Genomic DNA, 14,043 nt, shown 5'->3' on the forward strand with positions numbered 1-14,043 from the left:
GCACCGCTCGTGCTTCGCGTGACGGGCGCGCGATGCAGTGCATCATGGATAAAAAATCTGCACGCGGAAATTCGACGCGACCGCGTTGCCGGTATCGAGCCGCACGATCATCGTCTGCGTCGCGCGTGGGGGCAGGCCGGCTGCGATCGGCGTGCCGGGTTTGACATAGTCCTGCGGCCACAGCACGCGGCGCACCGCGACGTTATTCTGCGCGTCGAGCAGAGTCAGTTCGATGGCCGGATAGGCGAGTGCGACGTTGAAGCGGTTGTGCAACGGCATCTTCAGTTCGAGCCGGTGCGGGCCGTCGACCTGGCGCAGATCGGACGGCTCGACCTGCAGGCCGTCGATGTCGCGCGGCGGCGCCACCGTGCAGCCGAGACGCGCACACGCCTGTTCGTACAGCGGCCGCGATTGCGGCCAGTACACCATCACGGTTTCGCGCTGCCACCATGCGAGTTGAGCGAGCAGCAACACCAGCAGCACGAGCGCGACGAGCACACCGAAGATCTTCCAGCCGATCCGCCGCGGCGCTGGCGTGCGCGTCTCGCGGACTACCGCGAAATGATCGGTGTCGTCGCTGGCCGGCACGGCGGCGAACGGTTCGGCCGCGCGATCGCCGAAGTGCGGTTCGAAGTGCGGCTCTTCGTCGAGCGGTGACGACTGCGCGTCGGCGAGCGCGGGTTCAACGCCACGCCACGTGGGTGCGGTGCGGTCGTTCGGTGCGACGGTATGAGCGGTTTGAGGCTCGGCGCCGGGGTGGGACGCAACGTCCGGCGCGGTGAACGGCAGCGTGGACGCCGTGTGCAGTGTGGGTTGATCCGCCGGGGTATCGGCGGCGGGAGCCCACGGGTTCCACGCTTCGGCGCGGAAGTCAGGGGCGGTCGGGTGTTCGGGCGGTGAGGGCTCTGCCGGAGGGGAAACAGCTGTCGGCGTATCGATCTGCGCGGTGCCGGACGCCAGCGCGGCCGCCATCTTGGCGGAAACGGGCGTGGCAGTCGAAAAATCGCCGCCTTCAGCGGTTTCGTACAGGCCGCTCGACGCGTCGAAGACTTCCTGGCAGTGTCCGCAGCGCACGAGACCGCGACGCAGCGCCAGCTGTGCCGGCTGGAGGCGGAAGACGGATTCGCAAAAGGGGCAGCGCGTGGCCAGGAGCATATCGAGCCGGGGAGCCGACGAGGGCCGGTGAGTAACGATAAGCCCTATTCTAATGGCTTTCGCGACGGGTTCCTGTCAGGCATACCCAGCCCTCGTGTTCGCGCCAGACCGCGATGTCGATCCACTGCTGGTAGACGGCCGCGACTTCGTCCGCCTGCCGCGCGAGCACGCCGGACAGTGCGATGCGTCCGCCCGGTCTGACTTTCGACGACAGCATCGACGCCATCAGCTTCAACGGATTCGACAGGATGTTCGCGACGACGATGTCGAATTCGCTGGCCGGGCACGTGTCGGGCAGACCGTATACGACGTCCGCGTGATTGCGCTCGCTGTTGTGCCGAGCGGATTCGACGGCCTGAGGATCGATGTCGATGCCGACCACCGGATTCGCGCCACACTTCTCCGCGAGGATCGCGAGGATGCCTGAGCCGCAGCCGTAGTCGAGCACCGATTGTCCTGCCTCGACGGACTGCTCGAGCCATTCCATGCAGAGCCGCGTCGTGGGATGGCTGCCGGTGCCGAACGCGAGGCCCGGATCGAGTTCGAGGATCAGTGCGTCCGGGTCCGGTGCGTCGTGCCACGACGGCACGACCCAGATGCGCTCGCCGATCGGGATCGGGTCGAACTGCGACTGCGTGAGCCGCACCCAGTCCTGCTCTTCGACGTCACGCAGCGTGAACGCGGGCACCGCCGGGAGTTCGAGCGTGTTGGCCGCGGCTGCGAGCAACACGGCCGGGTCGTGCTCGGGCGCCATCAGCGCGATCACGCGCGAATGCCGCCATGCGTTACTTTCGGGCGTGAGACCGGGTTCGCCGAAGAGCGGCTGTTCGTCGGGCGTGTCGGCGTCGGCGTCTTCGACCGATACCGACAGCGCGCCGAGATCCAGCAGCGCGTCGGACAACGCCTCCGCGCGCTCCCGCTCCATCTCGACGATCAGTTCCCGGTAGCTCATGCTTACGCTTCTTCCGGCGCGGCCTGCTGTTTTGCGGCGAGACGGTTTTCGAGGTAATGGATGCTCGTGCCGCCCTCGACGAACTTGGCATCGAGCATTAGCTCGCGATGCAGCGGAATGTTCGTCTGGATGCCTTCCACGACCATCTCCGACAGCGCGATGCGCATACGGCGGATCGCCTGGTCGCGGGTTGCGCCGTACGCGATCAGCTTGCCGATCATCGAGTCGTAGTTCGGCGGCACGAAATAGCCGTTGTACGCATGCGAATCGACGCGGATGCCGGGGCCGCCCGGCATGTGCCACGACGTCAGGCGTCCCGGCGACGGAGTGAACTTGAACGGATCTTCAGCATTGATCCGGCATTCGATCGCGTGGCCGCGGAACTGGATGTCGCGCTGGCGGAACGCGAGCTTCTCGCCCGCCGCGATGCGGATCTGCTCCTGCACGATGTCGACGCCGGTGATCAGCTCCGTCACCGGATGCTCGACCTGCACACGCGTGTTCATCTCGATGAAGTAGAACTCGCCGTTCTCATAGAGGAATTCGAACGTGCCCGCACCAAGGTAGCCCATCTTCTTGCACGCGTCCGCGCAGCGATCGCCGATGCGCTCGATCAGGCGGCGCGCGATGCCGGGCGCCGGCGCTTCCTCGATCACTTTCTGGTGGCGGCGCTGCATCGAGCAGTCGCGTTCGCCGAGCCACACCGCGTTCTTGAACGAGTCCGACAATATCTGGATCTCGATATGCCGCGGGTTCTCGAGGAACTTCTCCATGTAGACCTGCGGATTGCCGAACGCGCGACCCGCTTCCTCACGCGTCATGTTCACCGCGTTAACGAGCGCCGCCTCGGTATGCACGACGCGCATCCCGCGCCCTCCGCCGCCCCCGGCCGCCTTGATGATCACCGGATAGCCGACCGTGCGCGCGATCTTCACGATCTCCTTCGGATCGTCGGGCAACGCGCCCTCGGAGCCGGGCACGCAGGGTACGCCGGTCTTGATCATCGACTGCTTGGCCGACACCTTGTCGCCCATCATGCGGATCGTCTCGGGGCGCGGACCGATGAACACGAAGCCCGACTGCTCGACGCGCTCGGCGAAATCCGCGTTCTCCGACAGAAAGCCGTAGCCGGGGTGGATCGCTTCGGCGTCCGTGACTTCCGCCGCGCTGATCAGCGCCGGCATGTTCAGATAGCTCAGATTCGACGGGGCCGGTCCGATACAGACGGCTTCGTCGGCGAGCTTCACGTATTTCGCTTCCTTGTCGGCTTCGGAATAGACGACGACCGTCTTGACGCCGAGCTCGCGGCACGCGCGCTGGACACGGAGCGCGATTTCGCCGCGATTGGCAATGAGGATTTTTTCAAACATAACGGGTTTTCGACTCATCAATGGGCGCTGCGCGGGTCGCGCGAACGGGCGGCATGCGCGAGAGCCTTGGAGGTTCGGGCGCGTCCCGTTACTGCTGGACGCGCAGGCGGCGGCTACTACACTACAACTCGCGCGCGCCGTTAGCCAACCACGTAGAGCGGTTGGCCGTATTCGACCGCCTGCCCGTTTTCGACGAGGATTTCCTTGATGACGCCGGTCGCGTCGGATTCGATTTCGTTCAGCAGCTTCATCGCTTCGATGATGCACAGCGTCTGGCCTTCCTTCACCGAGTCGCCGACCTGGACAAACGGATCGGCGCCCGGCGATGGCGAACGGTAGAACGTGCCCACCATCGGCGACGTCACGACATGGCCTTGCGGAGCGGCCGGAGCAGGCGCCGCGGGCGCGGCTGCCGGTGCTTCGGCGGCACCCATCGGTGCGGGGCTGGCAAACTGCTGGGCGTAGGCGGGCTGCTGTACGTAAACCGGCGGCGCGTTCTTGACGATACGCACCTTGCCTTCGCCTTCGGTGACTTCGAGTTCCGAGATGCCTGACTCGGAGACGAGGTCGATCAGGGTTTTCAGTTTACGTAGATCCATCGGGCTTCCCCTTTAATGCGTGAAGGACCGGTGGCGTGGCCGCCGGCCTGATAGGTGTTGTCTGGAATCAGACGCGCGGCGTGCCGGCAGCCAGCCGGTCGAGCGCGAATTCGAATGCGTACAGATACCCCTTCCAGCCGAGACCGCAAATGACCCCTTCGGCCTGGTCGGACAGATACGAGTGATGCCGGAACGGTTCGCGACGATGCACGTTCGACAGATGAATCTCGACGAACGGAATAGCGACTCCCGCCAGCGCATCCCGGATCGCCACGCTTGTGTGCGTGTACGCCGCCGGATTGATCAGGATGAAATCGGTTTTTTCCGTGCGGGCCGACTGGATGCGATCCACCAGCGCGCCCTCGTGATTGCTCTGGAACGTCACGAGTTCGACGCCGGCGTCGGTGGCACGGTCGGCCAGCGCCTGATCGATCTGCGGGAGCGTCACACGGCCATAAACCTCAGGTTCCCGGGTACCGAGAAGGTTGAGGTTAGGGCCGTGCAGTACCAGCAGTCGCGTCATGGTCGCTTGGTTTTCCGTGGAATTGGGCGCACTTTAGCGCTGATTAGAGAAACTTGTCTAGTTTTCCGGGTGGCCAGGGTGATTGCGCCCCGCTTGTGCACTGAGACTTTCGCGGCATCTTCCCGTAATTCCGCGCGATTTGCGTTCAACCGGACGAGTTCCGGCGGCAAGTAAAGGTTAAGGGATTGTGAGATCTACAGCGCGTCGAGCGTCTGTTTGAGCTCGGCAGGCTGAATGGGGCCTAATTTTGTCGAGCGAACCTTTCCTTTTGCGTCGATCACGACGGTAAAAGGCAGGCCGCCCGCCTGATTGCCGAATGCGCGCGCGAGGTCGGCGCCGCCGAAGCCGATCACGTACACCGGGTAGTCGACTCGCACTTTCTGCAGGAAAGCCTGCACGTTTTTATCCGAATCGACGCCAAGTCCGATGAACTGAATACCTTTCTTCGCGTACTGGCGGTGAAGCTGTGCGAGGGTCGGCATTTCCTCGACACACGGACCGCACCACGACGCCCAGAAGTTCACGACGACCGGATGCCCTTTGAACAGGCTCAACGACTGAGCCTTGCCGTCGGCACTGGTGACGGGCGCGGCCCACAGCTGCTCGACCGGGCTCCTGGCGGCATCCGGGGCCGGCGCGGCTGCGGCGACCGGTTCGATCGCCGGGCCGCGCAGCCAGTGGCCAGCCATCGCTCCGCCACCCACCGCGACGATCGCTACGGTCACGAACGCGAGAATGCGCTTGCTGTTCATTGCTGTCGGTCTATCTAGTTAGTGATGGGCGGCATCGTATCGCCGCCGTCGAGCAGCGCCTGGACGGTCTGCGCATTGGCGCGGGCCTGGCGGCCGCGCGCGTCGGCGCGCACTGCGCCACGCAGATCGTCGGTGTCGTATAGCGCGACGTGAATGCCCACCGGTTCGACATCGCGGCCTTCGTTCGACGGCCGCCACAGGAAGCTCAGCGTTTCGGTCAGGCCTCGGCCCGCGAAATGGCGTGTTTCCGAAACGTCGTACTGAATGTTCGCATTGAGCAGGTAAATGGCGACTTCTTTCGCGTCGTCGCAGAAAACCTGCAGATGCACGTCGGAGTGTTCGCCGGCGGTGCCGCCAAGCACCGCACCGGTCAGATAAGGATTGAACAGCGCGAGCCGCTGCATCCATTCCAGGGCGGCTTCGCGCAGTCGCCGCAGGATGACCGGCTGACTGTCGCCCTGGAAGAGCGATTGGTACTCGCGGATTTCTTCCTCGATCTGGTCGTTATCGGGCAGCCATTCGCCCGCAACACGCGTTTCCCCAATGACCTGGCGCGCAGCCTTGCGCTTGGCCGTCGAGTAGTCCAGACCGTCCTCGGCGATCATCCTTGCCGCGGCGATCGCGATTTCCTCGCGCACACGCAGGGGATCGAAATGTGATTTGCGAACCATCCGGTAATCATACTAGAGAAAGTTGGCGCGCCTTTCCGGGCCCGGCGCGGGCTAGGCGCGGGCCTGGCCCGGGCCTGGCTGATACGCAGCGCACGTGCGCCAGAGCCTGGGCGACGCGGACCTGTCGGTTACAATAGCGTCCTTTGCAAACGGGCCCGCCGGCCATTCAGCATCTCCTTCCCATGCTCGCTAAGCCCGCGCGGCACGACAGCCTTATGCACATCCACATCCTCGGTATCTGCGGTACGTTCATGGGCGGTCTCGCGGTGCTCGCACGCGGCGCGGGTCACACCGTGACCGGCTGCGACGCCGGCGTCTATCCGCCGATGAGCACGCAGCTCGAGGCGCAAGGCATCCGCCTCATCGAGGGTTACGGCGCGGAGCAGGTCGATCTGAACCCCGATCTGTTCGTGATCGGCAATGTCGTCTCGCGCGGCAATCCGCTGATGGAAGCGATTCTCGACCGCGGTCTGCCGTATGTGTCCGGCCCGCAGTGGCTCGGCGAGCATGTGCTGAACGGCAAATGGGTGCTCGCGGTGGCCGGCACGCACGGCAAGACGACGACGTCGTCGATGCTGACCTGGCTGCTGGAGGACGCGGGGTTGAACCCGGGCTTTCTGATCGGCGGCGTGCCGCTCAACTTCGGCGTCTCCGCGCGGCTCACCGATTCGAGCTTCTTCGTGATCGAAGCCGACGAGTACGACACTGCGTTCTTCGACAAACGCTCGAAGTTCGTTCACTACCGGCCGCGTACCGCGATCCTGAACAACCTCGAATTCGATCACGCCGACATCTTCCCGGATCTGGCCGCGATCGAAACGCAATTCCATCATCTCGTGCGGACCATTCCAGGCATCGGACGGATCGTCACGAACGGTCGCACCGACGCGCTCGAACGCGTGCTGACGCGCGGCTGCTGGAGCGAAGTGGAAAGGTTCGGCGTCGAAGGCGGCTGGCAGGCGTTGCCGGCCGAGGATGGCGTACCGGTCGACGAACGCTTCGCCGTCTATCACAACGGGCTGCCTGCTGGCACCGTCGCGTGGCAGGTGCAGGGCGAACACAACCGGCTCAACGCGCTCGCGGCGATCGCCGCGGCTCGCCATGTCGGCGTACCGCCCGCGCAGGCCGCGCAGTCGCTTGCGACGTTCCGCAACGTGAAGCGCAGGATGGAAGTGCGCGGCAGCGTCGATGGCGTGACCGTCTACGACGATTTCGCGCACCACCCGACCGCGATCGAAACGACGATCGCCGGTTTGCGTGCGCGCATCGGTCGCGAACGGACCCGGATTCTCGCCGTGCTCGAGCCGCGTTCGAACACGATGAAGCTCGGCACGATGAAGGCGCAGTTGCCGGCGAGTCTCACCGACGCCGATCTCGTGTTCGGCTACGGCGCGCCGACGGGCCGCGACGCGCTCGGCTGGAATCTCGGCGAAGCGCTCGCGCCGCTCGGCAGCAAGGCGCGCGCGTTCGACAATCTCGACGCGCTGGTGAAGGCCGTTGCCGGCGCCGCGCAACCAGGTGACCAGGTGCTGGTGATGAGCAACGGCGGCTTCGGCGGCGTGCATCAGAAGCTGCTCGACGCGCTGTCCAATCGTGACACCGCGTACGGCACCGCGCGAGGCACCGCGTGATCCTCTATCTGCACGGCTTCCGCTCGTCGCCGCAATCGTTCAAGGCACGCGTGCTCGCTGCGCGCCTCGCCGAACTCGGCCGCGGCGAAGAGTGGTGCTGTCCGATGCTGCCGGTCTCGCCGCTCGCGACGATCGCGCTCGCCGAATTGCTCGTCGCAGCCGCGCCGCCGCAGCACGTCACGGTGATCGGCAGTTCGCTCGGCGGCTATTTCGCGACTCATCTGGCGGAAAAGCACGACTGGCCTGCTGTGCTGCTGAATCCCGCGATCGTGCCGCAGCGCGACTTGAGCGCGTATCTCGGCGAGCAGCCGTTGTGGCACGGCGGCGGTAGCATCGTCGTCGAGCAGCGGCATCTGGATGAACTGCGCGCGCTCGACGTCGCTTCGATCACGCGGCCCGGACGCTATTATCTGTTTGCCGCCACCGGCGACGAAGTGCTCGACTACCGCGAAATGCTCGCGCGTTATCCGGGCGCGCGGACCCGGTTGATCGAAGGCAGCGACCACGCGATCAGCGAGTTTCCGCAGTACGTCGACGACGTGCTCGCGTTTTGCGACGCGGCGAATGTCGAGCCGCCCGCGCCGAAGAAAGCGGCCTGACGCATCCGCGACGGGCTCGAACCAGGAACATGAACCGCTGTCTGCCGGTGCAACGACGCAGGCGGCATTTTGCAAGACTCGCAAGATCGAACGAGAGTACTGAGTGAACGTTTTCTTTGAGGAATCGGGTAGTTTCAAGGCAGGCAGTGTGCTGTCGCGCCAGGGCGACGCCTTTCAGGTCGAGTTGCCGGGCGGACGGCGCGCGAAGGTGCGCTCGAAGGACGTGCTGATCGAGTTCGAGAAGCCCGCCGCCGGCGAACTGATGGAGCGCGCCGATGCGGCCGCGCAGGAGATCGATCTGGATTTCCTGTGGGAATGCGCGCCCGAAGACGAATTCCCGTTCGCCGTGCTCGGCGAGGAATACTTCGGCGCGTCGTTCGGACCGGTCGAGCGCGCGGCGCTCGTGCTGCGGATGCATGGCTCGCCGGTGTACTTTCGCCGCAAGGGACGCGGCCAGTATCAGCGCGCGCCGCAGGAGCAGTTGCAGATGGCGCTCGCGTCGCTCGAGCGCAAGCGTCAGCAGGGGCTCGTGCAGGCCGGCTACGAAGACGAGCTGAAGGAAGGACGTCTGCCCGACGCGTTCGCGGGCAAGGCGCTTGGTCTGTTGACGAAGCCCGACAAGAATTCGATCGAGTACAAGGCGCTCGAGGCCGCCGCGGCCGCGCGCGGCATCTCGCAGGCGCGTCTGATGCTCGAATGCGGTGGCGTCGCGTCGCCGCGCGCGCTGCACGAAGCGCGCTTCCTCGCAGAATTTTTCCCGCACGGCACCGGCTTCGCGCCCGTCGCCGTCGGATCAGTGCCCGACGATCTGCCGCAGGCGAATGTCGAAGCGTTTTCGATCGACGATGTGACCACGACCGAAATCGACGATGCGTTTTCCGTCGAGCATCTCGCCGACGGTCGCGTGCGGATCGGCGTGCACATCGCGGCGCCGGCGCTCGGCATCGAGCGCGGCGATGCGGTCGATTCGATCGCGCGGACGCGGCTGTCCACGGTGTACATGCCCGGTGACAAGATCACGATGTTGCCCGACACGGTTGTCGAAGCGTTCACGCTGGCCGAAGGTGGATTGCGCCCGGCGCTGTCGCTGTACGTGATCGTCAATCGCGAGACGCAGGAAATCGTCGCGAGCGAAACGCGTGCCGAACGCGTGTTCGTGAAGAACAACCTGCGGCACAACACGCTCGACGAACTCGTCACCGAAGAGACGCTCGCCGCCGGTACCGGCGAGTATCCGCACAAGGACGACATCGCGGTGCTTTGGCCGTTCGCGCAGGCGCTGTTCGAGAAGCGTCAGCTCGCGCGTGCCGGCTACGGGTTGAGGCGCGAAGTGCAACGCAATTCCGATTTCAATTTCTACGTCGAAGGCGAGCACATCACGATCACGCCGCGTCGCCGCGGTTCGCCGCTCGACACGATCGTCGCCGAACTCGCGATCCTAGCGAACTCGACGTGGGGCGCGTTCCTGCACGATCACGGCGTGCCCGGCATCTACCGGACGCAGCGCGCGTTCGGCGTGCCGAGCGGCCCGAAGCGCACGCGGATGCAGACCAGCGCCGCGCCGCACGAAGGGCTCGGCGTGTCGCAGTACGCATGGAGCACGTCACCGCTGCGCCGTTACGTCGACCTCGTGAACCAGTGGCAGTTGCTCGCGTGTGTGCAGCACGGCGTGATGGCAAAGCTCGCGGCGCCGTTCAAGCCGAAGGATGCCGATCTTTTCGCGGTCGTGCAGGGCTTCGACGATACCTATTCCGCGTACGCCGATTACCAGCGCCGGATGGAGTATTTCTGGTGCCTGCGCTGGCTGAAGCAGGAGAACCGCAGGCAGGTGGAGGCGTCGGTGGTGAAGGGCGATCTCGTGCGGCTCGACGAAATCCCGCTGCTGCTGCAGGTGCCGGGGCTCGGTGTGCATGCGCGCGGGACGCGTCTGCTGCTCGACGTGATGTCGATCGACGAGCTGACGGTCGAAGCGTCGGTGCGGCTGCTGCAGGTGCTCGATGCGCCTGTGGTGACGAGCGGCACTCAAGCCGATGAGCCGGAGGAGTCCGACGAATCCGACGAAGAAATCGTCGAGGCTGAAGAGGCGTCCGCGGAAAGCGAAGCCGAAGCGCAGGCAGGCGAAACGGAAGAGGGCGCTGAGCCTGGTGATTCCGAAGAATCCGGCGAGCCCGCATCGGCGGATCACTCCGAGGCGGAGCCAGGACGATGAGCGCGTCGTCGACCGACCCTGCCCGCGACCGCTATGCGGTGATCGGCAACCCGGTCGCGCACAGCAAGTCGCCGTTCATTCACGCGCGGTTCGCCGAGCAGACCGGCGAAGCGGTCGAATACGGCACGTTACTCGCGCCACTCGATGGCTTCGTCGCGCAGGTGCGCGCGTTCGTCGAAGCAGACGGCCGCGGATTGAACGTGACGGTGCCGTTCAAGCTCGACGCACATGCGCTCGCCGATACGTTGTCGCCACGTGCGGCGGCCGCCGGCGCGGTCAACACGCTGCGCTTCGACGCAACCGGTATTCACGGCGACAACACCGACGGCTTCGGCCTCGTGCGCGACATCGAAACGAATCTCGGCACTGCGCTGAAGGGCGCACGCATCCTGCTGCTGGGCGCCGGCGGCGCTGCGCGCGGCGTCGTGCTGCCGATGCTCGAACGTCATCCGCATTCGCTGACTATCGTGAACCGCACTGCTGCGAAAGCGGAAGGGCTCGTCGATCAATTCGCGCAGGCTGCACACGATGCAGGCTGTCGTCTGACGGGCGGCGCACCGTCTGAAGTCGAAACCACCGCATACGACGTGATCGTCAACGCGACGGCTGGCAGTCTCGACGCCGCGCTGCCCGAGTGCGACGAGCGCGCGTTCGGCAACGGAACGCTCGCCTACGACATGATGTACGGCGCGCAGCCCACGGTGTTCATGCACCACGCGCAGACGCTCGGCGCGCGCGCGGCCGACGGCCTCGGCATGCTGGTCGAACAGGCGGCGGAATCGTTTTACGTGTGGCGCGGCGTGCGTCCGGACGGCGCACCGGTGCTCGCGGCGTTGCGCGCGATGCTCGCAGCGCCGACAGGCGCGTAAGCGACGACGCACACGTCATCGAACGGGGAGGAGGCGAATCGTCATGACAGCAACCACGCTCGCGCGCCGGCCGGGACCGTTGCGGTGGCTCGTCTACGTCGTCGCGGTGTTCGCGCTCGCGTGGATCGCGACGCAGGCGTTCTACTTCGCACAGATCGCGGTCTGGAATTACGTGAACCCGCGCTCGACCGCGTTCATGCGCTCGGACGCGTGGCGCCTGTCCGACGACCGTCCCGATCTGTCGATCCAGCACACGTGGGTACCGTACGACCAGATCTCGCGCAACCTGAAGCGCGCGATCATCGCGTCCGAGGACGCGAACTTCGTCAACAACAACGGCTACGAAACCGACGCGATCCTGCAGGCGTGGGAGAAGAACAAGTCGCGCGGCAAGATCGTCCGCGGCGGGTCCACGATCACGCAACAGCTGGCGCGCAACCTGTTTCTGTCGCGCGAGAAGAGCTACATCCGCAAGGGCCAGGAGCTGATCATCACGTGGATGCTCGAAACGCTGATGGACAAGGAGCGGATCTTCGAGATCTATCTGAATTCGGTCGAGTGGGGTAACGGCGTATACGGCGCGGAAGCGGCCGCGCGCTATTACTACCGGACCTCGGCGGGGAAACTGACGGGCTGGCAGTCGGCACGGCTCGCGGTGATGCTGCCGCGGCCCAAATACTTCGACGAGCATCGCGGCTCTGCGTATCTGACGCAGCGTGCCGGCGTGATCGCACGCCGAATGGGCGCGGCTGAGTTGCCGGACTGATTTATCGCACCGCGCGCGCCGCGTGTGCCGCGGCCGTGAGGCTTACTGCCGCGCGTTGCGCAGATTGTCCGGCATCGGCTGGTTAAAGTTTGTCCGGAACGGGTTGATGTCGAGACCGCCGCGCCGCGTGTAGCGCGCGTAGACCGCGAGCTTCAGCGGCTGGCATTGCCGCGCAATGTCGATGAAAATCCGCTCGACGCACTGCTCGTGAAACCCCGTGTGATTGCGATACGAGATGATGTAGCGCAGCAGCCCCGCGTGATCGATCTGCGGACCCGCATAGTGAATCTGCACGCTGCCCCAGTCCGGTTGACCGGTCACCGGGCAGTTCGACTTCAGCAGGTTCGAATACAGCGTTTCTTCCACCGGCGATTCGTCGAGCGCGGCTTTCAGCAGCGACGCGTCCGGATGATAGACGTCCGTGTCGAGATCGAGCCGGTCGAGCGACAACCCCTCGAATTCCTCCAGTTGCAGCTTGCCGAACTCGGACGGCGGCGCGAGATGCACCGACACGGTCGCACCACACACCGCCGATACGTCGCGTCGGATCGTGTCGCGCACGGCATCGATCGAATCGAACACGGTGTGCGAGAACGATCCGAGGTACAGCTTGAACGATTTCGATTCGACGATGTTCGCGGAATCGGCGGGCACGTAGAACGTCGCGACCGCGATCTGCGGCTTGCCGCGCGAGTTCAGCCACGATAGTTCGTACGCGTTCCAGATGTCGGTGCCGAAGAACGGCAGCTGCGCGCCGATGCCGATCTGTTCGCGCGCGTTGCGGCGTGCGATCGGGAACAGCAGGCTCGCGTCGTACTGTTCGAGGTAAGCGGAGGGTTTGCCGAGCGGCGATTGTTCGGGAGTCATGGTGCGTTCACGATGCCACTCAAGACGTGCCCGGTCGCGGTGACGACGCGGGCCGACTCGCAGTGACTGATCTGGTCGTCGAAGAAAAAGTCCGGCTCGAACTCGCGCAGGAACGCGCCTTTGTCGAGGCCGCCAAGGAACATCGCTTCGTCGATTTCGATGTTCCAGGCCATCAGTGTCCGGATCGCGCGTTCGTGCGCGGGCGCCGAGCGCGCGGTGACGAGCGCGGTGCGGATGTGCATCGGCGACGCGTCGCCGGCGAGCTTCTGTAGACGGTGCAATGCTTCGAGCAGCGGCTTCAGCGGCCCGTCCGCGAGCGGCAGATCCTTGTTGTCGATCTCGTGACCGACGAATGCGCGCAGACCGTCCTTCTGGAACACGCGCTCGGCTTCATCGGAGAACAGTACGGCATCGCCGTCGAACGCGATACGGATTTCGTCCGGATACTTGCCCGCTATTTTCGCCGATTGCGGCAACACGCGCGCGGCCGGGAAGCCGGCGGCCAGTGCGTCGCGCACATCGTCCTGATTCGCGGACAGAAACAGCGATGCGTTGAGCGGTTTCAGATAGGAGAACGGTGGCCGTCCGCGCGTGAACACGCCGCGCTCGACGGTGAGCCCATGCTCGCGACACGAACTGAACGCGCGCAGCCCGCTGATCGGATCGCTGCGCGACAGGATCACCACTTCGACGCGATGCTCACCGGTGTTCAGCGCGAGCAGTTTGCGGATCAATGGAAACGCGACGCCCGGTTTCGCCGGCACGTTCAGACGTGCGCGCTGCAGCGCTTCGTACGCAGGCAGGTCGCCCTCCTCGTAGACGCGGTTCTCTTCTTCGAAATCGAACAGCGCACGCGACGAGATCGCGACGACCAGTTTGTCTTCGAGCGAGAACGGCATGAGGCGGTGGCTCCGGAAGCGAGGTGGCGGTCAGATAAGAATCAGATAAGAAATAGCTTGTACACCGGATTGTCGCTCTCTTCCCAGTACGGATAGCCGAGCGTCGCGAGGAAGCGCACGAACTCAGCGTGATCGGTGTCGGGCACCTGGATGCCCACCAGGATCGAGCTGTAGTCCGCCC

At 65.0% G+C, this 14,043-nt stretch carries 14 protein-coding genes and 1 pseudogene; 5 read left to right on the forward strand and 10 right to left on the reverse strand.

Annotated elements, in window-relative coordinates; all coding sequences use genetic code 11:
* Positions 1–42: 42 nt before the first annotated feature.
* The 7 genes from ACREXZ_RS27400 to ACREXZ_RS27430 all read right to left on the reverse strand — a co-directional run bounded on the left by ACREXZ_RS27400 (position 43) and on the right by ACREXZ_RS27430 (position 6,022).
* Entirely contained in the window at positions 43–1,155 is a 1,113-nt protein-coding gene (locus tag ACREXZ_RS27400; protein WP_431767275.1) for a DUF3426 domain-containing protein, read from the reverse strand.
* Between the two features lie 49 nt (positions 1,156–1,204).
* Positions 1,205–2,107, reverse strand: coding sequence for a 50S ribosomal protein L11 methyltransferase (gene prmA, locus ACREXZ_RS27405; RefSeq protein ID WP_431767276.1), 903 nt, complete (start codon positions 2,105–2,107; stop codon positions 1,205–1,207).
* 2 nt (positions 2,108–2,109) lie between these two features.
* Positions 2,110–3,477, reverse strand: a complete 1,368-nt coding sequence (accC, locus tag ACREXZ_RS27410; protein WP_431767277.1) for an acetyl-CoA carboxylase biotin carboxylase subunit — start codon at positions 3,475–3,477, stop codon at positions 2,110–2,112.
* Between the two features lie 140 nt (positions 3,478–3,617).
* The gene (gene accB, locus ACREXZ_RS27415; protein ID WP_431767278.1) at positions 3,618–4,076 is read right to left on the reverse strand and encodes an acetyl-CoA carboxylase biotin carboxyl carrier protein; all 459 of its coding nucleotides are present in this window, start codon (positions 4,074–4,076) and stop codon (positions 3,618–3,620) included.
* Positions 4,077–4,143: 67 nt separating this feature from the next.
* The gene (gene aroQ, locus ACREXZ_RS27420; protein ID WP_431767279.1) at positions 4,144–4,599 is read right to left on the reverse strand and encodes a type II 3-dehydroquinate dehydratase; all 456 of its coding nucleotides are present in this window, start codon (positions 4,597–4,599) and stop codon (positions 4,144–4,146) included.
* 194 nt (positions 4,600–4,793) lie between these two features.
* Positions 4,794–5,351: a TlpA family protein disulfide reductase gene (locus tag ACREXZ_RS27425; RefSeq protein WP_431767280.1), complete on the reverse strand. Its 558-nt coding sequence runs from the start codon at positions 5,349–5,351 to the stop codon at positions 4,794–4,796.
* A gap of 14 nt (positions 5,352–5,365) precedes the next feature.
* On the reverse strand, positions 5,366–6,022 hold the full coding sequence (locus tag ACREXZ_RS27430) for a UDP-N-acetylmuramate--alanine ligase (protein WP_431767281.1): 657 nt from the start codon (positions 6,020–6,022) through the stop codon (positions 5,366–5,368).
* A 215-nt stretch (positions 6,023–6,237) separates the two neighbouring features.
* On the opposite strand from ACREXZ_RS27430, the gene mpl reads away from it, so the two are divergent.
* The 5 genes from mpl (at position 6,238) to mtgA (ending at position 12,096) form a co-directional block, all read left to right on the forward strand.
* The gene (mpl, locus tag ACREXZ_RS27435) at positions 6,238–7,653 is read left to right on the forward strand and encodes a UDP-N-acetylmuramate:L-alanyl-gamma-D-glutamyl-meso-diaminopimelate ligase (protein WP_431767282.1); all 1,416 of its coding nucleotides are present in this window, start codon (positions 6,238–6,240) and stop codon (positions 7,651–7,653) included.
* On the forward strand, positions 7,650–8,252 hold the full coding sequence (locus ACREXZ_RS27440; protein WP_431767283.1) for a YqiA/YcfP family alpha/beta fold hydrolase: 603 nt from the start codon (positions 7,650–7,652) through the stop codon (positions 8,250–8,252). Before mpl ends, ACREXZ_RS27440 begins: the two co-directional genes overlap by 4 nt.
* A 103-nt stretch (positions 8,253–8,355) precedes the next feature.
* On the forward strand, positions 8,356–10,461 hold the full coding sequence (locus ACREXZ_RS27445; RefSeq protein ID WP_431767284.1) for a ribonuclease catalytic domain-containing protein: 2,106 nt from the start codon (positions 8,356–8,358) through the stop codon (positions 10,459–10,461).
* Positions 10,458–11,330, forward strand: coding sequence for a shikimate dehydrogenase (gene aroE, locus ACREXZ_RS27450; RefSeq protein ID WP_431767285.1), 873 nt, complete (start codon positions 10,458–10,460; stop codon positions 11,328–11,330). Before ACREXZ_RS27445 ends, aroE begins: the two co-directional genes overlap by 4 nt.
* Positions 11,331–11,373: 43 nt before the next feature.
* Positions 11,374–12,096 (forward strand): monofunctional biosynthetic peptidoglycan transglycosylase, encoded by a 723-nt coding sequence (mtgA, locus tag ACREXZ_RS27455; protein ID WP_431767286.1) that lies wholly within the window; start codon positions 11,374–11,376, stop codon positions 12,094–12,096.
* Between the two features lie 42 nt (positions 12,097–12,138).
* Here the strand turns inward: mtgA and queF are convergent, their stop codons facing one another.
* The 3 genes and pseudogenes from queF to ACREXZ_RS27470 all read right to left on the reverse strand — a co-directional run.
* A complete protein-coding gene (gene queF, locus ACREXZ_RS27460) occupies positions 12,139–12,963 on the reverse strand; it encodes an NADPH-dependent 7-cyano-7-deazaguanine reductase QueF (protein ID WP_431767287.1) in 825 nt (274 codons plus the stop codon).
* Positions 12,960–13,862 (reverse strand): 5'-nucleotidase, encoded by a 903-nt coding sequence (locus ACREXZ_RS27465; protein ID WP_431767288.1) that lies wholly within the window; start codon positions 13,860–13,862, stop codon positions 12,960–12,962. Before ACREXZ_RS27465 ends, queF begins: the two co-directional genes overlap by 4 nt.
* 41 nt (positions 13,863–13,903) lie before the next feature.
* Positions 13,904–14,043 (reverse strand): annotated as a pseudogene (locus tag ACREXZ_RS27470) (threonine dehydratase); the annotation flags it as partial.

The organism is Paraburkholderia sp., from assembly GCF_050742655.1.
Classification (GTDB): Bacteria; Pseudomonadota; Gammaproteobacteria; order Burkholderiales; family Burkholderiaceae; genus Paraburkholderia.